Source organism: Ihuprevotella massiliensis (assembly GCA_900095835.1).
Lineage (GTDB): Bacteria > Bacteroidota > Bacteroidia > Bacteroidales > Bacteroidaceae > Alloprevotella > Alloprevotella massiliensis.
The window spans coordinates 1,002,136-1,022,581 of the sequence record LT608321.1; the positions used below are offsets into that span (position 1 = coordinate 1,002,136).

Here is a 20,446-nt window from a genome sequence, read left to right on the forward strand (position 1 = left end):
CATGAGGGGACTTATTTTTCAATAAACTCGGGGATAAATAAAACAACACTCGCCTACTTTCACAGGTAAAGTAAGCGAGTGTTGAATACTTTGTGGCAAGAAATACACAAAGCAAGGAAAGTTTACAATAAAGACGGACGATTAGCCCGCCCCATAAGCCATAATCCCCATAAAGCCAGTCAATAGAGGCGGCATCATTTGTTGAACCACACGGGCACCGTGACCATCACGGGCGAGGGCACGCCACCGCGGCGACCAGGCTTCCATTTGGGCATATTTTGAATCACCGAAATGATTTGGTGCTCCAAGGGATCATCGAGATGCTTGGTGATACGGACATCCGAGACGCTACCATCACGTTGCACCACAAACGATACTTCAATGACGCCACGCACCCCACGACGTTGCGCACCGCCAGAGAATACGATATGCTCGTCAAGATATTGGGATAGAGCGATGAGACCACCAGGGAACTGCGGCATCTCTTCCACCACCTGCGTGGCAGTGAGTTGAGGACCTTCGACCGGCAAATCGGTTTGCCCAGCATTATGGTGTATATCATGATCGGTCAAATCATCGTTGGGCACCACCTTACTGTCATCGGGTCCATCAATACCGATGGGAGAAGACGTCACAGCTTCGTCCACAATGGTGGGCGCACCGGTCTTGCCACCAGGCGTGGTGATGACACGCGACACCGCACGACCAGCCGACACTCGTTTGCGCTCAAATCCATCGCGCGCCTCCAAGGGGCGGAGCTGCTTCACCTCTGCTTGGATTTCCGTTGCCATCTCTTTGACTTTGGTGTAAGCCACATAGCCAAGGGTGGCACCAAAAGTAAGTGCAACCATCAAGATAGAGAGAAATACATACATGACACGACGATAGCGACGACCAGTCTCCTTGCGGATGACATACGCGCCATAGGCTTTGTTGCGGCCCTCAAAGACCACCTCGCACCATTGTCGGGAAAATAATTCCGTATTCCTCACGTTATGCTTTTATGGATACTAATTTTTACGCTCTATAGAAGATGTAGCTGCATACTGTCCGCTGCAGAATTTCCACCACGGAACAAGAAGCTGAACGACTATTCTGTAAGGGACATTCAGCAGATCAAGAGAGAATGTACCACTCACATCGTTTTTCAGAGCAAAAGTACAGCCAAAAAGGAAAATAAGTACTACCTTTGTCCCTATATTTTATCGTTGAAATGAAAGAAAGTCTAATTCTCGCGCTCTTTTCTGTCCTTGTGCTCAGTCTGCAAGCTCAAGAAAGCAATTCCGCCTATCGCGTTTTGCACTTGCCCACTTCAGCACATGCACTTGCAGTGGGCGGAGAAAACATCACAATGGACGACGATGACCCTGCGCTCGTGCAGCACAACCCTGCCCTTCTCACCAATGTGACGCCCAAGCGTTTGGGACTCTCTTTTATGTCACTCGGAGAACTCGGCACGTGGAGTGGTGCACAATATGTGCGTGCTTTTGGCGAACGCCACACGGCAGCTGCTTTTGCGCAATATCGGGGTTATGGGGAGATGACTGCACGCGACGAACAAGGCAACGACATGGGGACTTTCTCTCCCAAAGACATCATTGCCGGAATAGGCTACGGCTATGTGCTGAGCAATAATTGGGCAGGGGGAGCCAACTTAAAAGTGGTGCACGAAACTTTGGGCGACTACGCTGCCGCAGCTTTGGCAGTGGATGTAGGCTTAAACTACTACAACGAATCAGAAGGGCTTTCGCTCTCGATGGTGCTTCGCAATGCTGGCGCACAATTCAAGAGTTTCAACGGACGCACAGAAAATGTGCGGCACAATCTCCAACTGGGGGTGTCGAAAGAATTGCTCCACGTCCCCTTGCGTTTTCATGCCACCCTCACGGACCTAACGCGCTGGAACAAAACAGACTATGTGCAAGCGGATGAAAAATCTCTGAGCACAGCACGCCTCATCACGAATCACCTGGTGGTGGGGGTAGACTGGATGCCCAGTGACTTAATCACCCTCTCTGCAGGCTACAACTTTCGCCGTGCCTACGAACTTTCCACCCTTGGGGCAGCACACGGTGCTGGTTTCTCTCTTGGTGCTGGACTCACTTTCTCACGAGTGAAAATTGATTTGGCATGGAGCAAGCAGCACGTTGCGGCTTCGAGCATCATGGGCACCCTGTCTATGGCACTCTAAGAAGCGGTTGGGCTGAATACCCTTCCTTTCCACTGTCTCTTTTCGTGAATGGCACAAAGTGTGCTACGTTCCTACCAGTGCCCTACTCCATGAATTTGGATTCAACAACACAACAACTAGACAACAACTATGCTTCATATCGAAATCGACGCTGGTTCGGGCTTCTGCTTTGGCGTGACAAGTGCCATCAAAAAGGCGGAAGACGAACTCACCGAACGCGATATTCTCTACTGCCTTGGCGACATCGTGCACAATAGCCGCGAGTGTGAACGCCTCCGCGAGCGTGGACTGGTGATGATAGACCATGCCACTTTTGAAAAACTCCACGATGTGCGAGTGCTGCTCCGTGCACACGGCGAACCTCCCTCTACTTACGAAACAGCGCGTCGCAACAACATCACGCTTGTCGATGCCACTTGCCCCGTGGTCTTGAATCTCCAAAAGCGCATCCGACGGGTGTATCACGAAATGGGCAATGATCCCCAAATTGTGATTTATGGTAAGCACGGACACGCAGAAGTGCTCGGACTCGTGGGTCAAACCAACAGCGAAGCCATCGTGATAGCCGACATAAGCGAAGTGGACAAGGTAGACCTCACGCGCAACACGTATCTCTTTTCCCAAACCACCAAACCGCTGGAGGGTTTCCAGACGGTGATCAATTACCTCACCAAACACATCAAAGCGCCAGCCGAATTCAAATGCTTCGACACCATCTGCCGCAGTGTTTCTAATCGTCTGCCAGCAGTGCAAGAGTTTGCACGCAAACACGATGTGGTGCTCTTTGTTTGCGGTCTCAAAAGCAGCAACGGACGTGTGCTCTACGAGGCTTGCCACAAAATCAACGAGCGCACACACCTAGTCGATGATCCTAATATGCTAGACGCTGCGTGGTTTGATGGTGCTCAGAGCGTGGGCATCTGCGGTGCCACATCTACTCCCAAATGGCTCATGGAGAAATGTGCCGAACGCGTGCGAGAAATCACAGAATAGCGCAACACGCAGCTCGACTTTAAGGTGAAATATCACGGAGGAGTGTAACACATAGCTCGACTTTAAGGTGATAAATCACGGAATATCACGAGAGTTTCACGAGAAAATCTCTCAACAACGACAAGACTTTTCCAAGCAATGAATATAGCACTTTTGCTCTCAGGCGGTGTAGATAGTGCCGTCGCCACCCACCTCTTGGTGGAGCGCGGACTTCGCCCCGACTTGTTTTACATCAAAATCGGCATGGACGATGACGAAGACCTCACCTGCACCGCAGAGGAGGATCTCGAACTGTGTCAAGCCATTGCACGCCGCTATGGTCTTCCCCTCGAAGTCATTGATTTACAAAAGGAATACTGGGAGCGTGTGGTGTCTTACACCATGGAGCACGTGAAACAAGGACTCACGCCCAACCCCGATGTGATGTGCAATCGCCTCATCAAGTTCGGAGCTTTTGAGGAGAAAATCGGACATGGCTACGACCGCATCTGCACTGGACACTATGCTCGTGTGGTGCGCGACGATGAAGTCTTCGCAGATCCTCGTTCGGGAGAAAGCATCGACTTGTCGAGCAGTGCCTCATGGTTGGGCACAGCTCCCGACCCCATCAAGGATCAGACCGACTTTTTGGCTCAACTCGATGCGCACCAAGTGGGAAAAATCATGCTGCCCCTCGGACATCTCCGCAAAGAACAAGTGCGCCAGATTGCCCTTGACAACAAACTTGCTCCTGCGCGCCGCAAAGACTCTCAAGGCATCTGTTTTTTGGGAAAGATCAACTACAACGACTTTGTGCGCCGCTTCCTCGGCGAACGAGTGGGCGATGTCATCGAACTCGAAACGGGCAAAAAGGTGGGAGAACACCGCGGATATTGGTTCCACACCATCGGTCAACGCAAAGGTTTAGGGCTCGGGGGTGGACCTTGGTTCGTGGTGAAAAAGGATTTAGAGCAAAACATTCTCTATGTTTCTCACGGCTACGACAACTTGCTCCAATATGGTCGCTCTTTCAACATCGCTGGATTCCACTTCCTCACGGGCGATCCTTGGCCATCTTCAGGCAGCATAGACGTGACTTTCAAAGTGCGTCACACCGACCGCTGGCGCACAGGCATCTTGACACGCACCGAAGAAGGCGGTTTCCACATCGATGGTGACGACCCCATCCAAGGCATTGCCCCTGGACAGTTTGGAGTGGTCTATTCTCGCGATGGTCGCATCTGCATCGGTTCGGGAGAAATCGCTATTTAGTGTTTACTCTCATCTACTGCTTAGTGGCTCTGCGTTACTCTTCCCATTTCGCAGAGGTCAATGAAAGAATCGCGTGGCTTATACTGCGAAATGACAAAACACTCCGCAAATCTTGCGAAGTCGAGGCTACTCACGATGCTCAGCAGCTAGCAACAACTCCTCAACGTCTAACCACAATGTCATAGTTTAAGGATGTCCAAACCCTACACCTACAACTTCAATGCGCAACGCATGGCACAAATCTACATTGAGGTCTTGCGATTGCTCCAACTCAAACGCATGTCGCGCAACCCGAAGGTCTCAGCTCGCGACATCGCCCAAGAGATTGGTTGCGACCACCGTGCCATTAGTGCTGCCATCGCCACCCAAGCGGGCATCAATTTCCACCAGCTCATTGGAAAGATTCGCAGCAACGAAGTAGCACAACGATTGGTAGATCCCAAATTCTCCGATTACACTGTCGAAGAAATCGGACTCCACTGTGGGTTTTCCTCGCGACAATCCTTTTACAACGCTTTCCATCGGAGTTTCAACATGACTCCAAGACAATATCGCCTGCAACACCTCAGCAAATCCTGAGACGTTGCAGGCGATAGCCTTTTTATCCCTTCACGTAAGTCATAAACTCATCGTAAGGCAAGAATTTTCCGCCCATCGACTGGAGGTGATCGGTGTGGAGTTGACAATCTATCAACCAATTACCACGTTCTTTCAAGCGATCTGCCAGAGCAGACAATGCCACTTTTGAAGCATTTGGAGCGAACGAACACATGCTCTCTCCGCAGAAAGTGCGACCAATCTCCACGCCATACAAACCACCCACGAATTCATCGTCCTTCCACACTTCGACACTGTGCGCAATGCCGCGGCGGTGCAATTCTACATACACCCCGATGAGGTGTTCGCCCAACCAGCGACCATATTCGTGGTTGCGACCATTGACTTCACCACATCCCCGCATCACACGTTCAAAGTCTTGATCAAAAGTGACGCGATACTTGCCACTGCGCAACAACTGGCGCATGGAGTGCGAAATGTGCAGTTCATCGGGGAAAATCACAAAGCGTTCGGGCGGACACCACCAATAAGGTTCTTCCTTATCTTCATAAGCATACCATTGAAAAATGCCCAAACCATAGCCCGTCATCAGCCATTCAGGGGTAATATCACCACCGATTGCCAAGAGACCATCATCTTCTGCTTCATGTGGATCGGGAAATTCCACCTGTTCTTTGTCTAAAAAGTATATCATAGGTATGAGAATTATTCGTCAGACTTCTTAGTCGTTTTCTTTGTTGTCTTGCCAGTAGTGCTGCGAGTTGGCTTCTTTTTGTTCGATTCCTCCTCTGTCGATGCAGGAAAAGCCTCATTTTTTAGAGCACTCTCCGCTGCTTCATCCGGAAGTACCAAAGGCGTAGTGGAAAGCACCAATTTCTTGGCTACCACATCCACCTTTGCCTCCCCACCATGCTTCAAATCGCCAAAGAGCAACGAGCGAGTGAGCAGCGGTTTGAGTTCACGCGCCACGATACGTTCGATTTCGCGTGCACCATATTCAGGCGTATAACCGAGGTTGAGCAGATGAGTTTCAGCTTCTGGCGAAAGTACCAACTCCACACGGCGTGCCAAGAGTTTTCCACGTAGTGCATCCACCTTCTTACGGAGAATCAACTGAGCCATCTCCGTGTTCATCGCGTTGAACACCACCGTAGCCGAAAGACGGTTGAGGAATTCAGGCTTAAAGGTGCGCTTCACCTGTGCCAACATCGCCTGCCCAGCCGAAACACCACCGCCAAATCCCACGGCTGCTTGGTGAGCGTGCTGCGCACCAGCGTTGGAAGTCATCACCACTACCGCATGGCGGAAATCCGCCTGACGACCGCGAGTGTCGGTGAGCGAAGCATTGTCCATCACCTGCAAGAGGAGATTGAAAATATCTGGGTGCGCCTTCTCGATTTCGTCCAAGAGCAGCACACAGTGTGGGGTACGGCGTACCGCATCTGTCAGCAGTCCCCCATCTTCATAACCCACATATCCCGCAGGAGCACCGATGAGACGCGCCACCGTGTGTTTCTCTGCATATTCGCTCATATCGAAGCGCAACAGTTCCACACCCATTTCTTCTGCCAGCACCTTCGCCACTTCCGTCTTACCCACACCAGTGGGTCCCACAAACAAGAGCGAAGCCACGGGTTTGCGTTCGTCAGTAAGTCCAGCGCGCGACAAAAGCACAGCCTCTGTCACCGCTGCTATCGCCTCATCTTGACCGAAGATCTGACGCTTCATAGCCGGTTCGAGCGACTGCAAATCTGCCACTTCGCTCGTTTCCACATCGCGCAAGCTCTCCACTTTGCAAATGCCAGCCAGCACTTGGTCGATGAGCGCCTTGCTCACCACTTGATTCTCGGCAGGATGCACCTCTCGATAGGCAGCAGCCTCGTCGATGAGGTCAATCGCTTTGTCCGGCAGGCGTCGATCATTGATGAATCGAGCAGCACGATGCACCGCATGGCGCACCGCGTCGGGCGCAAACGTGACGTTGTGGAAAGATTCGTAGCGCGACTGCAAACCTTCGAGGATGCGCACCGCCTCTTCTATCGAGGGTTCGGGCACTTCGATGGTCTGAAAACGGCGCACCAAAGCCCCATGTCCTGCAATGTGGCGGTTGAACTCTTCGTGAGTGGTGGCTCCCACAAATCGGATGCGCCCTTCTTCCAAGAAAGGTTTGAGCATATTGGCAGCATCCATTGCCCCATCGCTTGTGCGTCCAGCGCCAACGATGTTGTGAATCTCGTCGATATACACAATCGCGTTGGGAACGGTGAGCAAGCCTTCCATGATCAACTTCCAGCGTTTCTCAAAATCGCCACGATACTGCGTACCTGCCAAGAGCGTACTCACATCGAGGGAGAATATCTGAGCATCTTTCAAGCGTTCGGGCACGTCACCCGCTTTGATTCGTTCTGCCAGTCCATAGATGAGCGCAGTCTTACCCACTCCAGGGTCGCCCACGTGAAGGGGATTGTTCTTATCGCGACGGCAGAGCACACGAATCGTGCGTTCCAATTCATCCTCGCGACCGATGAGGGGATTGCGTCCTTCCAGATGATCATTCACACACGTCACCCACTGTCGCCAATCCTCCGTTTTTTTCTTGGCACCCTCAGCCGATGCTCCACCCTCCTCACCAGCATTTCCAGTCAACTCACTGAGGTGTTTCCCCAACTCTTCAGCGAAACCAAGCACTTCTTCTCTCGCTTGCACAAACTGCTGATAACTATCCACCGCTTCACCATTATAGGCATAGTTTCCACAAAGGGCATTGAGACTAGCTAAGAAATCATGCAAATCTTCGAGATGCTCTCGCAAGAGAAAGTTCGCCCAGCACTCGTCGGTGCACAAGATTTCACACATCACTTGCGTCACGGTCATCTCTTTAGTACCCAATTTCTCTTGTGCCTCTTGCGCACGAAGCAAGCACTCTCCCAGTTGATAGGAAAGCTCTATGGTCGCTTTGTCCGTGGGTTCGGGCAATCGCTCCATGGTTTCGGAGATGTAAAATTGCAATAGGCTCATCACATCTTCGTAGTAGAACTCTTGATCCAGTTGACACCAGTTGTCCAAGAGGCAAAACACGAAAATTTCAGGTGTGATGAGGTCAAAGTGCTGCTCCATCGCAAGATTGTGTGCGGAGGCTATCACCGTTTCGAGGGGAAGAACTATTTTTTTCTTTCTAGGCATAAGTTGTGTGGGAAATATCGAGAGGGATAAGAGGTTCGGCTATTGAATGTTGTGGCAAAAACTTACTCCTCCACCACGGGTTCGATGCTGAACTTTAAAGGAAAACCAGCTTCTTCGGCAGCTTGCACCGCACGGCGCACCTTGGTCTGTGCCATATCGAGCGAGCGGTATTTTGCCACGGTGCACTGGCCTTCCTTGTGCACTTTGAGCATCACCTTCATGCTCTGCTGATAGTTCAAACGAAATATCTGCATAAGCACATCCACCACAAAGTCCATGGTGGTTTCGTCGTCATTGTGCATGATGACGACATAGGAATGTGGAGGGCGCAGGCGGGTGCGCTCGAGCGCGCCCGAAGAGGTGTGATGTTGTGGCATGGACGAAGTGGGAAACTTAAAACGGCGACTCACCCCATTTGGTGGTTCATCCGAAAAGGTGTAATTTTGCAGCAAGAGAAGTCACCCCGCATCGCGTGTGAAATCTCATGACTTATTATACTATTTTCTCTGCAATTTCTATGCCGAACCCCTCGAAGTTTCGACAATTCCTTTTACAACTCAAATCTCAGCTTGCTAAGCTCTCTTTTCGCACTGGAATGTGGGTGCTTGCCGGCTGTGCTGTGAGCTATCTTTTGGCTTTCGTCCCCTTGCTGTTCCCCCTTTCTTTGACAACCAAAGGGGTGCTTTGGTTCATCTTCTTCGGACTTGCCAAGACGCTACAATATACGGCTTTGCTCATTCTCGGCAAAGAGGGGGCGCATCGAATCCGCGACTGGTGGCGCGAACGCAAACGTAAATCTAGTTCTTCCCAATAGCGTGGTCCCATGGGGCAAGAAGGCTCTGTTTCGATGCGTTGTCCGCCCCATCACACACACCCTGCAAGCATTACCACCAAACTACGGAGATTTCTGAGAAAACGTCGGAGTTTTTCTAAATTTTCTCCCACGTTTTTTGGAAAATCTCCCACGTTTTTCTTTTTTTCTCCCACGTTTTTGAGATTACTCGCACGATTTTATCTCCCACTGCCCTCACGCTTTTGCCATTCTCCCTCATCCAGATTTTCTCTTCCTTTTTCGCTCTATGGGAGGGCTCTCTCACGCGCGCGTGTGCACGCGCACCCAGCAGTTTTGTACTTTTTGCTTTCACAACCTTCACAAATTCTCTCATAACAAACTATCTTACAACACATTACAAGGGTATTAGGAACACGGTTTACCTTTTCAGGTTGCAGAAGGGGGAAAACCTTTCGTTTTCTCAATGGCAAATCGCCCAGTGAAGGTGTCGTTTTAAGGAATACTTTCTTGTGGAAAACTCGACTTTCGGTGAAGGTTGTGAAAGCAAAAAATCGAAATTCCCAAGGAAGGCGCGCACGTCACGCGCGCGGGAGCACTCGCCATCATCGAGTGTTTTGCTCCACTCCTCCATCGCCCCAGCCACCTTCCGTTAGTCAGCAGAAATGCGAAATGAAGAGAACGCGCAAATTGCAAACTACATCTAGCAAAACCAAGGAGTAAATTCTTTACACCAGAGAAAAACACGCCATTTCAATTCTTTTAACGCGATTTTTCTCACTTTCGAGCGATTTCGACCCAGTATTATTGTAGGGCTTTCCCACTTGAGAGAAAGCTCCGTTTCATTTTTACCTTTAACCCCTCAAAGGTCCTTATAGACTGAGATGCCAACAAAAAGTATTACGGTCAAATAATCTTTGAGGATTAAATCTTTTTACTCATGACACACACCTTTCACCAACTCCTGCACCGCTGTGTCCAGTGGTGGCAACGACTCTGGCACAAATCAGCCACAACCGCCACCACCTCCGCAGCACCCACTCGCGAACATCGCTCTTATGTGCCTCAACTGGAGCAGGCACTCCAACTGCTGCAAGCGCGCTATGCCCTGCGCTACAATGTGATGACGGAAGAAGCGGAATATCGGTTCAAAACTGATGCTGCTTCCCCTTGGCGTTCGCTCGACCAGCGCACATTCAACACGATGACTATTGACACCATCGAGGCAAAACTCGGCATGTGGGGGCGCGATGTCGATCGACTGCTCCACTCTCACAAGATGGAGAGTTTTCACCCCTTGCACGACTACATGGCGCAACTTCCTGCGTGGGACCACCAAGACCGCGCTACTCTTCTGGCGCAGCGAGTGAGCCACCATCCGCTGTGGATAAAGGGGTTCCGCGTGTGGTTGCGCGCACTTGCTGCCCTTTGGATGGGGCACTCCGCCTGCCGTAGTAATCAGCTCGTCCCCCTTTTGGTCAGCGAGATGCAAGGCTGGCACAAGAGTAGTTTTTGCCGATTGCTCATGCCCGAACCGCTCCTGCGCTACTACACCGACCAGTTCACTCCCAACAAGGGGGCTGAACCGCTGCTTGCGCGCATGGGGCTCATCAATCTCGATGAGTTCGACCGCTATTCTCCACAGCAGTTGCCCAAGTTGAAAAACCTCATCCAACTCCAACACCTCTCTGTGCGCAGGCTCTACAAACAGGAGGTGCTCGCCCTGCCGCGCACGGCTTCTTTCATCGGCACGAGCAATGAAGTCGAACTCCTCAACGACCCCACTGGTTCGCGTCGTTTTCTCTGCGTGCAACTTGAGCACGACATCGATTGCTCTCCGCTCGATCATGCGCAACTCTTTGCGCAACTCAAAGCGGAGGTATTGGCAGGTGCACCGCTTTTTCTCTCGAAGTCGGAGGAGCGTGAACTCGAGGAACACAACCGCGCCTTTTGGCGTCGTTCGCCCATGATGGAGGTGTTGTGGCAATGTTTCCGTCTGCCCCGTGGCAGAGAAGATGGGGAACATCTCACCGCCTCCCAGATTTTTGTGGCGATGCAACAGCGTTTCCCCGCAGCTTTGCGCCAGCAAACTCCCGAAGGTCTTGGTCGTCTCCTCCGTGGTGAGGGCTTGCGTCCCACCCACACCCGACAAGGCAACACCTATCGACTAGTCCAGCTGCAGGAAGAGGGGGCATAACATAATGATGTCTCCCCACAAGACTAATGTAAAATAATCCCAAATCGGTCATTAGATCCTGAACAGATTTTATTTGATTGTTGAGCAGATGGCTTTTCGGTATTGTCCGAAAAAGTGTGTAAGTTTTTCTGTTCCCCCTCCCTTTTGTTAGGCTAGCCTAACAAAAGGGAGGGCATTTTTGCAATGAAAAATTAGGTTGATTATTTGATATACCAGTCGTCAAACTGGTAAAGGCGATGTGAATAGGTTTCTGTTGTCATTTGCAGTGCCACAGACCCCAAAAGGAAAACCACCGACTCGGGCGAAGGCATCGAAGCTCGCATATTCAATGTACGTTTATAACAGCGATTCAGTCGCTCAATCCAATTGGTAGTACTTTGCATCCGCTGTAGATGAGGGGAAAAACGAAGATAGGTGAAGTAAGCTATACTTCTGGGATGGGATAATCTACTGAATGAAGGGTATTTACGCGACCATTTCTCCGTAAACTTCTTCAGATTCTCATAAGCTTCTATGGGGGAATATCCGTTGTCTCCATGGGAAACACCTCATTGAGGTCAGCTTGGAGCTGTTTCCGATCCTTCCTTGCTACTAACCCCACTGCATTTCGCTTGAAATGCACTGTACAAAGTTGATGAAATGCCCTAGGAAATGCCTTTTTAATGGCATTCTCGATGCCAGAAAGCCCGTCTGAGATAATGACATCCACCGACTCTACTCCTCGGTCTTTGAGCGCTTCTAGCTCCATTTCCCAGCATAATGCACCTTCTTCGGGGTGATGCACAACGCTAAGAACCTCGCGTTTACCACCAGGAAGCAAGCCCAGAATGCTATAATAAGCTTCTTGAGAAACGCTTCCATCGCGCCGTGTGGCTACGTAGGTTGCATCGATATAAAGCGCTAGGTAGCGTTGGGAAAGAGGGCGCAACAGCCAAGCGTTTATATCTTCTCTACAAGCATTTGTTAGCATGCTAACTTGCTGTTTACTATATATTTTACCGTATATTTTTTCGCAGATTTCACCGATATCGTGACACGTTAGCCCACGAACATAAAGTTCATGAAATAGGGCTGCGCGCTCGTCTGCTTCATTTTTTAGAATACCCAATATCATGGGACGGAATGCACCAGAGCGAATGCGAGGAATGCGCAACTCGAAGCAAAGACCTTGGCTGCGCCATTTGCGTGGACGGAAGCCGTTGCATTGTTCTCTCTCATGGGAGTCGATAAACAGGCTTCGCTCATGACGACTTATGGCATCCAATAAGGATTCTACTAATGTGTTAAAACGACCTCCAGAGGAGAGAAAAGTGAAAAATAATTCCGATATTTGTGGTCATGTAAGCTCCATTGTTTTTATTTGATTTGTATTCCACCACAAAAATAAGAACTTTGGAGCTTACACACAAATTATGGACACTATCAAAATGCAACCAAACCTTGAGACACTAGTCCAAATAGCACGATGCCTTGATGTAGATTCAAAAGATCTTCTCTATTCAATTAAGTAACGAACAAGATTATTAGTCTTATGCTAAAAGAAGCATGTAATACAACCCAAGATTTCATTCAACAAATGCCAAAAAAATTACGTAAACAATATGGGCAGTTTTTTACAGCAATGAAATCAGCTCAGTTTATGGCCACTCTATTCAATATTGAATACGGCAAGCCGCGACTGAACATCCTTGATGCTGGGGCGGGAACAGGAATACTGTCTATTGCTTTGATTTGTCATCTACGTGAGCATGGCTATCAAGGTACAATCGACATAACCTGTTACGAAACTGATGATAACGTAAGACCTGTATTGATTGATAATTTAAATGAGCTTCGAAAGCAATACATTTTTGATTATCATGTTCTTACGGAGAATTATATCACATCACAGTCTTTTGAACAGCGTACATTGTTTGATATTGATACAAGCAATCAATACGATATGGTTATAGGTAATCCTCCATACAAAAAGATTTCGAAAGATGCTATTGAAGCTAATTGTATGCCTTCAATTTGTTATGGAGCACCTAATCTATACTTCTTATTTGAGGCGATGGGTATACATAATCTCAAAGAAGGAGGAGAATTAGTATATATAATACCTCGTTCTTGGACCTCAGGAGCTTACTTTGAGGAGTTTAGAAATTACCTGCATGCTAATTGTGCTATCACATATATCCATCTGTTTGGAAGTAGGGATAAGGTCTTTAATGGAGAATCTGTGTTGCAAGAAACTATGATTATCAAATTAAAGAAGACCGTCGATAAGCCTTCAAAAATTACAATGTCATTTTCAGAAACCTCAGACTTCTCAAACATCTCATCTTTAGAGGTTGATTATAATGTTGCTGTTGGGGATAATGGCTACGTATATTTGGTAACAAAGTCTGAGGATGCTAAAGTCTTGTCAACCTTACAGCAATATAAAACCACACTGGTGTCTGAAAATCTTAGGATGAAAACTGGCATTATTGTGGATTTTAGAACGCGAGAAGTGCTGAGAGACAATGACGAGGACAATACCTATCCTTTATTCTCCTCTCAGCACATTAAGGAGGGAAAAGTTATTTGGCCTATTGGTAAAGAGTCAGAATATATCTGCACTGATAAGCAAGGCTTTCTCCAACAGAATAGTAATTATTTATTAGTAAAGCGATTCACGGCAAAAGAAGAAAAACGAAGGCTTCAATGTGGTATATACTTAGCAGAAGAGTACTCGAAGTATAAGTATATTAGCACTCAAAATAAACTTAACTTTATCAAGTGCGAAACTACTGAAGAAGTTTATGGGTTATATGTATTACTCAATTCTCAATTATACGATTCTTATTACCGAATATTGAATGGCTCCACTCAGGTAAACTCTACCGAAATAAACAACATGCCAGTACCTTCAAAAGATATTATCGTGAAGATGGGGCAAGAGTTGCAAGGCTTAGAATTGACGGAAACAAATTGCAATAAAATAATCAATAAATGGATAAAATTTCAAGCGTAAAACACATATTGCGTGCGATAGGCATGCCAACAGCGCAGCAATCAGATTTATGTGCATTGACTGTGCTTGCTATGGCGAACCTCAAAGAGGTAGACTCATTTGCTAGTGCAACAAATGATTGGATTAGAATCCATGATGTAATTGCTTTTGTAAATGCCAATTACAATGTTTCTTATGCAGAAAATTCACGAGAAACATTCAGAAAGCAAGCTATGCATCACTTTAGAACTGCTGCTCTTATTGAGGACAATGGTAAAGCAACCAATAGCCCCAACTATCGATATAGGCTTACTGCTGAATTTCTTAGTGTATTGAAAGCACCAAGAGATTACAATTGCAACATCGTTGGTGAAACTGATGCTTCTATCAAATCCTTTCTGTATAAGCATGAACGTCTTAAAGACATTTATGCCTCTAAAAAGGAAGTAAAGAAGATGCCTGTCAAAATCAATCATCAAGACTTTACATTTAGTCCAGGATCGCATAATGAGCTACAAAAGGCTATTATTGAGGAGTTTGCTCCTCGTTTTGCCCCAAATTCTGAGTGTCTTTATGTTGGAGAAACAACTCAAAAGGACTTGGTAAAAAACGTAGAAAAGCTGGCGGAATTGGGCTTTGAAATCACGATGCATAACAAGATGCCTGACGTTGTGCTTTACCGTTCTGATAAAGATTGGATTTACTTCATAGAAGCAGTAGATTCTGTCGGTCCAATGAGCCCTGCAAGAGTTCGAGATATTGAGATAATGACTCAACATGTGAAGTCTGGGAGAATATATATAACAGCCTTTCTTGATTTTGCTAAATACAAACGTTTCTCTGGGCAGTTGGCCTGGGAAACGGAGGTGTGGATTGCAGATATGCCAGATCACATGATACATCTCAACGGTGACAAGTTCATGGGGCCAAGATAATTTACAACCAGAAAACTATCAAATATTCAAAACTATGAAGAAGTTTATTTTATTGATTATCTAGCAGTTTCCCATTGTGCATATTCGCAAGAAATCAACAGTGAGAAAGATTTAAATGCCTTAATGGACAGTCTTACCCTTGAACAAAAGGATTCAGTACAGGCTCTTCAAAAGCTCTTTATGGAGACTATGGAAAAAAATCTTAGATTACAACAAGTCCATAATATTGGTGGAATACCATTTGGTATATCACGCGAAGATGCACTTTACGTTTAAGAAATAAATATGGTGAACTTGAATACAATCCTCAAAGTACTGTAGGGTCTGCTAATTTATTTCTTTCTATTGCTGTCCGGTAAGAGTTTTTCTGATGATAAAAATAAGGCTTCCCCCCCTTGCAGGATTTCAGCCTCTTTTGTTACTTTGCTTGTTGGAAAAAAACTAGTAACATGAGCAAAAGTACATATTTTACTGGATAGCCAGTCTATAGTCAGGGCATTAAATTACTGGATAAAGCCAATATCAACCTACGGTCTTTATCGAGGCAGCTCAACTTTGGTGAGCGACTGATGACCATCAGTGAAGGTCGTTTTCAACCAGAGTTCTTTATTGCGAATTCGAGGTAGAGTGCAACGAGTCACTTCGGACTTAGGCAACCATCGTAATTGTTCACGCGTGAGTTCTTTGAAACTTCCCTCTACCGTTGTCACCACACGATTTTGATAGTTAGAAGCAATAAAATCCTGTGCTGTGGGGAATGAAAGACGAGCTTGCGACGATACATCAACCGTATCTTTGGGAGCAGCCACGGCAAGTAACTGCAGGCGTGACACATTGGTTACAATAGTAGTGGGAACTTTGTAAAAATCGTATGTAATCTTAGGTGCGCCTTTCTCTCCATAGCTATTGGCTACAACCACAAACTCTTTGCACTCACCAGATAAATCCTCTGAAGCATAAAACGGATTAGCGCAATACAGAGAATTGGAGATTTCATAGATGAGAGGAAACCTCTGCGTATTCTGCGTTTTGATACGCACTTCTCGAGCAGAATAATACGTACTGATGGCACGATTTATGGGAATAGGTGCCACGCTATGAGTGGATTCATAGTCACTACACGACCACAAACTGAATGCGCTCAACAAGAGCAGGAGGCTTTTAACTGTTCTCATAACTAAGGTATTAAAGGAATTAGTAAGGAAAAGTGCCCAAAAATTGAAGGTTATTTATTGCGATTCAACAACGAGAAGGCATAGTCGCGCAGCGGGGTGGCATCGACGGAAAGACGCGGAAGTTCGCCTTCGGCTTCGTCAAAATAGGCAGCAATGCGCTGTTGGCAGCGTTCGGCTACGTTGTAGCGTGTGTAGACCGCCATGATGTCACTGATTTTCTCTTCTTCTGTGGAATACAAACCCGAAGCATCTCCGACTGGTGTGGAAAGTTTTTGCAAGAAGGTTTGGGCTTCCTCTGGAGTCATCTGCGCGGTGGCAGCGTGGACGAGGAAGGTCTTTTTGCCGCAGAGGATGTCACCCCCGATTTTCTTGCCAAACACAGCGGGATCACCGAAAGCATCGAGATAATCATCTTGAAGTTGGAAAGCGAGTCCCACCTTCTCGGCAAATGAATAAAGCACATCGCAATCATCGCTGGGCGCATCAGCCAAGAGGGCTCCCATCTTGGTCGCACAACCCAAGAGTACAGAGGTTTTGAGACGAATCATCTCGATATATTCCGCTTCAGTGACGTGGGTGTCTTGTTCAAAATCGACGTCGTATTGCTGTCCTTCGCAAATCTCGATGGCACTGTTGGTGAAAAGGCGCAAGGCTTCGTGCCAGCGACCAATGCCCGCGGAAGAAATGAGTTTGTATGCCAAAAGGAGCATGGTGTCGCCCGAAAGGATGGCGGTGTTATCATCCCATTTCTGATGCACCGTTTCACGACCGCGGCGCATATCGGCACGATCCATCACATCATCGTGCACAAGGGTGTGATTGTGGTACATCTCGATGCCGACAGCCGCTGAAAGCGCGCGGACATAGTCCTCACGATAAAGGCTGTAAGCCGTGAGCAGGAGCATGGGGCGCAAGCGCTTGCCCCCACCAGCGAGAATGTAGCGAATGGGGTCGTAGAGTCCCTTGGGACGTTTGGGATAGTTGAGGGCTTCAATCGCCGCTTCGATGTGTTTCAGCATGGGCATAGTTGGTGAGGTTTTGGCGACTCACGCTTGTGATGGTTAAGCATAACTCCATTTTGCGCTATGATAGCCAACAAAAGGGAAAACCTATGCGTGAGTACTTATTTCATAATTTGAATAGTCGTCTTGCGTTGTCACTGGTGATGCGCGACACTTCCTCGGGAGTCACTCCGTAGACTTCAGCCACTTTGTGGAGCACGAGGGGAATATGTGCTGGTTCGTTGCGCTTGCCACGATAGGGGGCGGGAGCCAGATAGGGGGCATCCGTTTCGAGAACGATGCGCGAAAGGGGCACCGTAGTTTCGAGGACGGCAGGAAGCGTGCTTTTTTTGAAAGTCACTACCCCACCGATGCCGAGATAGAAGCGTTCGAAGGCAAGGAGGTCTTCGGCTTCTTTGGCACTTCCTCCAAAACAGTGGAAGATGCCACCAGGGAGTTCGTCTTTAAGGGGCGACAACACCTCGAGCAATTCGTCATGAGCGGAGCGCATGTGAATGACGAGGGGGAGTTGAAAACGGATGCTCCACTCGGCTTGTCGGCGCAGCACTTCCATTTGTTCTGCTCTGCGCGAAGCATCCCAATACAAATCTACGCCCACTTCGCCAATCGCGATGAAAGGATTGCCCTCGACCATGAGCATACGCTCCATCTGGTCGAGTAGCGGAGTGGGATTAGGGGGTAGCTCCGTGGGATGCAATCCCATCATGGGGTGGCAGAGTTCGTGCCACTCATCGCAGACAGCCAACATGGGTCCAACGGTGTTGGCATCAATATTCGGCAGGAGGATTTTGTCGGCTCCAGCATCAAGGGCGCGCGCCACTACTTCAGCTCGATCTTCGTCGAACTCTTCGGCATAGAGGTGGCAATGGGTGTCGATAAACATTATTTGAGATGCACTTTGAGGTAGTTCAAGATATGGCTGAAAAGGTGATGGCGCGTGTTGCCACCATAGATGCTGTGATTGCGGTTGGTGTAGATCTGCATGTCGAAAGGCTTGTCGGCTTGTACCAAAGCCTCAGACATCTCAGCGCAGTTGCGGAAATGCACATTGTCATCGGCTGTGCCGTGAATGAGTAAGAGGTCGCCATGGAGTTTGGCAGCACGAGCAATGGGATTGACCGCCTCATAATTGGCATTTTCCTTGGGTGTGCGCATATAACGCTCGGTGTAGACCGTGTCGTAGTATTTCCAGTTGGAAGGCGCAGCCACAGCAACGCCACAACGAAAGACGGGGCGTCCGTCGGTCATTGCCATGAGGGTGTTGAAACCTCCGAAGCTCCAGCCCCAGAGTGCAATGCGCTGTGCATCGACAAAAGACAAGGTGGCGAGATATTGAGCAGCTGCCACTTGGTCTTGCGATTCGAGATCCCCCAAACGCAAGTAAGTGCATTTCTCAAACTGTGCACCGCGTGCGCCTGTGCCGCGACCATCGACAATGACACTGATGAATCCTTCTTCGGCAAGCACACTTTCCCACTGTCCTCCAGGATAGAAACCTGTGCTCCAAGCGTCTTTCACCTCTTGGCTACCAGGACCGCTGTATTGATACATCACTACGGGATATTTCTTCGTGGCATCGAAGTTGCGAGGCTTCAACATCCAACCGTTCAGCAGGGTGCCATCGGCGAGTTTGAACTGGAAGAATTCTTGTGTAGTACCGATTTTGTCGAAGCGTTCTTGCGCTTGCTTGTTGTCAATGAGGGTGGTGAGCACTTTGCCATTGTGACCATCACGAAGCGTCGTCACGGGCACTTTGGCGAGTGCGGAGTGCACATTGAGGAAGTAGCGGAAGTCGGAAGAGAAAGTCGCTGCACTCGTGCCACTTTCAGCGGTGAGGCGTTGCATCTGCCCTTTGACATTGGCAGAATAGATGGCAGTTTGCAAAGGACTATCCTTGTGTGCGGCAAAATAGAAACGTCCATTCTTGGCATCGTAACCATAGAAATTGCTCACCTCATAGTCGCCCTTGGTAATCTGGCTTACGAGTTGTCCGTTGAGGGTGTACCAATAGAGGTGTTGATAACCGCTCTTTTCGGAAAGCATGGCGAAGTGTCCAGGATAGAATTGCAAATCGGTGTAGGCTGATTCGCGGAGATAACGCTCATTGGTTTCGCGAAGGGCGAGTTTTGCCACCCCACTACGAGGGTTGACCATGTAGAGATCCATCTGCGATTGATGACGATTGAGGGTCACGACGGCGAGTTTGTCGGCATCGCTTGTGGCGATGATGCGAGGAATGTAGCCCTCTTCGGGAAGGGGCACTGCGAGTTGGCGGGTGGCGCGGCTCTTGAGGTCGTAGCTGTGGACAGACACGGTGGAGTTTTGCGCACCAGCGATGGGATATTTATAGTCGTAGGTGCCAGGATATTCGGCATATTCGGGATGACGTGGGGATTGTCCCTCAAACATCTGCATGCGATAGACGGGAACTTTGGACTCGTCGTAACGTACCCAGCACAACATTTGACTGTCGGCACTGAAGTCGAAAGAAGCATTGGTGGAGAATTCTTCTTCATTCACCCAGTCGGGGATACCATTGATGATTTCATTGCGCTTGCCATCTTTGGTGACTTGGGTTTCTGCATTGCCATAGAGGAGCTTCACGACAAAGAGGTTGTTGTCGCGCACGAAGGCAACGACATTGCCATCGGGAGAGAAGCGTGGCGACATCTGAGGTCCTCCATCGGAAAGGGGAGAGAACTTGCCATTTGCCACATCGTAGATGTAGTAAACGGCTGTGGAAGTGCGACGATAGACGGCTTTGGTCTGCGTGCGCAACAAGATTTTCTTCTCATCAGGACTCATGATGTAGCCATCAATGCGCGAGAGTTTGGTGGTGCCACGTGCTTTCTCTACATCGAAAATTACCCCAATCTCCTTACCCGTCTTGAACGAACTGCGCACGATGCGTTTGCCATCGCCAGAAAGTTGAGAATAGCTCTCACCATCGTTGAGGGGATGCACGCCATAAACGTGTTGAGGGGCGATGGTTCCGCCTGTGACGTCTTTAAGGGTGATGCCCGTGGTGGCAGATTGGGGTTGCGCTTCGGGAGAAGTAGCGGCAGAAACGGTGGTTTCTTGGCTAAATCCAAGCCCAAGCAAGAGTGTATAGAGGAGGGTTCTGATTTTAGACATGCGCATAATGTGGTATTATGAAAGAAGAAATAAACAAAG

At 48.5% G+C, this 20,446-nt stretch carries 16 protein-coding genes and 1 pseudogene; 8 read left to right on the plus strand and 9 right to left on the minus strand.

The features are described 5' to 3' along the window. Positions 1–194: 194 nt before the first annotated feature. Entirely contained in the window at positions 195–992 is a 798-nt protein-coding gene (locus BQ2633_RS04175) for an energy transducer TonB (RefSeq protein ID WP_141700129.1), read from the minus strand. Between the two features lie 221 nt (positions 993–1,213). Here BQ2633_RS04175 and porQ point away from each other — a divergent pair, with 221 nt between their 5' ends. From porQ to BQ2633_RS04195, 4 genes are all read left to right on the plus strand, one after another. Next, the gene (gene porQ / locus BQ2633_RS04180; RefSeq protein ID WP_075565307.1) at positions 1,214–2,191 is read left to right on the plus strand and encodes a type IX secretion system protein PorQ; all 978 of its coding nucleotides are present in this window, start codon (positions 1,214–1,216) and stop codon (positions 2,189–2,191) included. Between the two features lie 129 nt (positions 2,192–2,320). Continuing rightward, positions 2,321–3,184: a 4-hydroxy-3-methylbut-2-enyl diphosphate reductase gene (locus BQ2633_RS04185; protein ID WP_075565309.1), complete on the plus strand. Its 864-nt coding sequence runs from the start codon at positions 2,321–2,323 to the stop codon at positions 3,182–3,184. Between the two features lie 138 nt (positions 3,185–3,322). After that, a complete protein-coding gene (gene mnmA, locus BQ2633_RS04190; protein ID WP_075565311.1) occupies positions 3,323–4,435 on the plus strand; it encodes a tRNA 2-thiouridine(34) synthase MnmA in 1,113 nt (370 codons plus the stop codon). A gap of 192 nt (positions 4,436–4,627) precedes the next feature. Continuing rightward, on the plus strand, positions 4,628–5,014 hold the full coding sequence (locus tag BQ2633_RS04195) for a helix-turn-helix domain-containing protein (protein ID WP_075565313.1): 387 nt from the start codon (positions 4,628–4,630) through the stop codon (positions 5,012–5,014). 22 nt (positions 5,015–5,036) lie between these two features. Here BQ2633_RS04195 and aat read toward each other — a convergent pair whose 3' ends face one another. The 3 genes from aat to BQ2633_RS04210 all read right to left on the minus strand — a co-directional run bounded on the left by aat (position 5,037) and on the right by BQ2633_RS04210 (position 8,553). Beyond that, positions 5,037–5,687, minus strand: a complete 651-nt coding sequence (gene aat / locus BQ2633_RS04200) for a leucyl/phenylalanyl-tRNA--protein transferase (protein ID WP_075565315.1) — start codon at positions 5,685–5,687, stop codon at positions 5,037–5,039. 11 nt (positions 5,688–5,698) lie between these two features. After that, positions 5,699–8,176: an AAA family ATPase gene (locus BQ2633_RS04205; protein WP_346048138.1), complete on the minus strand. Its 2,478-nt coding sequence runs from the start codon at positions 8,174–8,176 to the stop codon at positions 5,699–5,701. A gap of 62 nt (positions 8,177–8,238) precedes the next feature. Continuing rightward, on the minus strand, positions 8,239–8,553 hold the full coding sequence (locus BQ2633_RS04210) for an ATP-dependent Clp protease adaptor ClpS (protein WP_075567193.1): 315 nt from the start codon (positions 8,551–8,553) through the stop codon (positions 8,239–8,241). Positions 8,554–8,660: 107 nt separating this feature from the next. Between BQ2633_RS04210 and BQ2633_RS04215 the strand changes: the two genes are divergently transcribed. Both BQ2633_RS04215 and BQ2633_RS04225 read left to right on the plus strand, forming a co-directional pair. Continuing rightward, a complete protein-coding gene (locus tag BQ2633_RS04215) occupies positions 8,661–8,990 on the plus strand; it encodes a hypothetical protein (RefSeq protein ID WP_346048140.1) in 330 nt (109 codons plus the stop codon). 916 nt (positions 8,991–9,906) lie between these two features. Continuing rightward, positions 9,907–11,163, plus strand: a complete 1,257-nt coding sequence (locus BQ2633_RS04225; RefSeq protein ID WP_075565320.1) for a VapE domain-containing protein — start codon at positions 9,907–9,909, stop codon at positions 11,161–11,163. Between the two features lie 200 nt (positions 11,164–11,363). Here the strand turns inward: BQ2633_RS04225 and BQ2633_RS04230 are convergent. Beyond that, a pseudogene (locus BQ2633_RS04230) lies at positions 11,364–12,493 on the minus strand (IS256 family transposase). Between the two features lie 201 nt (positions 12,494–12,694). Here BQ2633_RS04230 and BQ2633_RS04235 point away from each other — a divergent pair. Together BQ2633_RS04235 and BQ2633_RS04240 are read left to right on the plus strand one after the other, a co-directional pair. After that, positions 12,695–14,161: an Eco57I restriction-modification methylase domain-containing protein gene (locus BQ2633_RS04235; RefSeq protein ID WP_075565321.1), complete on the plus strand. Its 1,467-nt coding sequence runs from the start codon at positions 12,695–12,697 to the stop codon at positions 14,159–14,161. Further along, complete coding sequence (locus BQ2633_RS04240; RefSeq protein ID WP_075565323.1) at positions 14,140–15,075, plus strand: BsuBI/PstI family type II restriction endonuclease; 936 nt, start codon at positions 14,140–14,142, stop codon at positions 15,073–15,075. The genes BQ2633_RS04235 and BQ2633_RS04240 overlap by 22 nt, the downstream gene beginning before the upstream one ends. Before the next feature lie 536 nt (positions 15,076–15,611). Here BQ2633_RS04240 and BQ2633_RS04245 read toward each other — a convergent pair. The 4 genes from BQ2633_RS04245 to BQ2633_RS04260 all read right to left on the minus strand — a co-directional run bounded on the left by BQ2633_RS04245 (position 15,612) and on the right by BQ2633_RS04260 (position 20,407). Then, positions 15,612–16,250, minus strand: coding sequence for a hypothetical protein (locus BQ2633_RS04245; protein ID WP_141700130.1), 639 nt, complete (start codon positions 16,248–16,250; stop codon positions 15,612–15,614). Positions 16,251–16,300: 50 nt separating this feature from the next. After that, the gene (locus BQ2633_RS04250; protein ID WP_346048146.1) at positions 16,301–17,269 is read right to left on the minus strand and encodes a polyprenyl synthetase family protein; all 969 of its coding nucleotides are present in this window, start codon (positions 17,267–17,269) and stop codon (positions 16,301–16,303) included. 109 nt (positions 17,270–17,378) lie between these two features. After that, the gene (locus tag BQ2633_RS04255) at positions 17,379–18,155 is read right to left on the minus strand and encodes a TatD family hydrolase (protein ID WP_075565328.1); all 777 of its coding nucleotides are present in this window, start codon (positions 18,153–18,155) and stop codon (positions 17,379–17,381) included. Further along, on the minus strand, positions 18,155–20,407 hold the full coding sequence (locus BQ2633_RS04260) for a S9 family peptidase (RefSeq protein WP_346048148.1): 2,253 nt from the start codon (positions 20,405–20,407) through the stop codon (positions 18,155–18,157). The genes BQ2633_RS04255 and BQ2633_RS04260 overlap by 1 nt, the downstream gene beginning before the upstream one ends. Between the last annotated feature and the right edge of the window lie 39 nt (positions 20,408–20,446).

Coding starts and splice junctions, on each gene's coding strand:
- BQ2633_RS04195 (WP_075565313.1), top strand. CDS start 4,628: ATGTCCAAACCCTACACCTACAACTTCAATGCGCAACGCATGGCACAA.
- BQ2633_RS04250 (WP_346048146.1), bottom strand. CDS start 17,269: ATGCTGAAACACATCGAAGCGGCGATTGAAGCCCTCAACTATCCCAAA.
- BQ2633_RS04240 (WP_075565323.1), top strand. CDS start 14,140: ATGGATAAAATTTCAAGCGTAAAACACATATTGCGTGCGATAGGCATG.
- BQ2633_RS04185 (WP_075565309.1), top strand. CDS start 2,321: ATGCTTCATATCGAAATCGACGCTGGTTCGGGCTTCTGCTTTGGCGTG.
- BQ2633_RS04260 (WP_346048148.1), bottom strand. CDS start 20,407: ATGTCTAAAATCAGAACCCTCCTCTATACACTCTTGCTTGGGCTTGGA.
- BQ2633_RS04225 (WP_075565320.1), top strand. CDS start 9,907: ATGACACACACCTTTCACCAACTCCTGCACCGCTGTGTCCAGTGGTGG.
- BQ2633_RS04255 (WP_075565328.1), bottom strand. CDS start 18,155: ATGTTTATCGACACCCATTGCCACCTCTATGCCGAAGAGTTCGACGAA.
- BQ2633_RS04235 (WP_075565321.1), top strand. CDS start 12,695: ATGCTAAAAGAAGCATGTAATACAACCCAAGATTTCATTCAACAAATG.
- BQ2633_RS04245 (WP_141700130.1), bottom strand. CDS start 16,250: ATGAGAACAGTTAAAAGCCTCCTGCTCTTGTTGAGCGCATTCAGTTTG.
- BQ2633_RS04210 (WP_075567193.1), bottom strand. CDS start 8,553: ATGCCACAACATCACACCTCTTCGGGCGCGCTCGAGCGCACCCGCCTG.
- mnmA (WP_075565311.1), top strand. CDS start 3,323: ATGAATATAGCACTTTTGCTCTCAGGCGGTGTAGATAGTGCCGTCGCC.
- aat (WP_075565315.1), bottom strand. CDS start 5,687: ATGATATACTTTTTAGACAAAGAACAGGTGGAATTTCCCGATCCACAT.
- BQ2633_RS04215 (WP_346048140.1), top strand. CDS start 8,661: ATGACTTATTATACTATTTTCTCTGCAATTTCTATGCCGAACCCCTCG.
- BQ2633_RS04205 (WP_346048138.1), bottom strand. CDS start 8,176: ATGCCTAGAAAGAAAAAAATAGTTCTTCCCCTCGAAACGGTGATAGCC.
- porQ (WP_075565307.1), top strand. CDS start 1,214: ATGAAAGAAAGTCTAATTCTCGCGCTCTTTTCTGTCCTTGTGCTCAGT.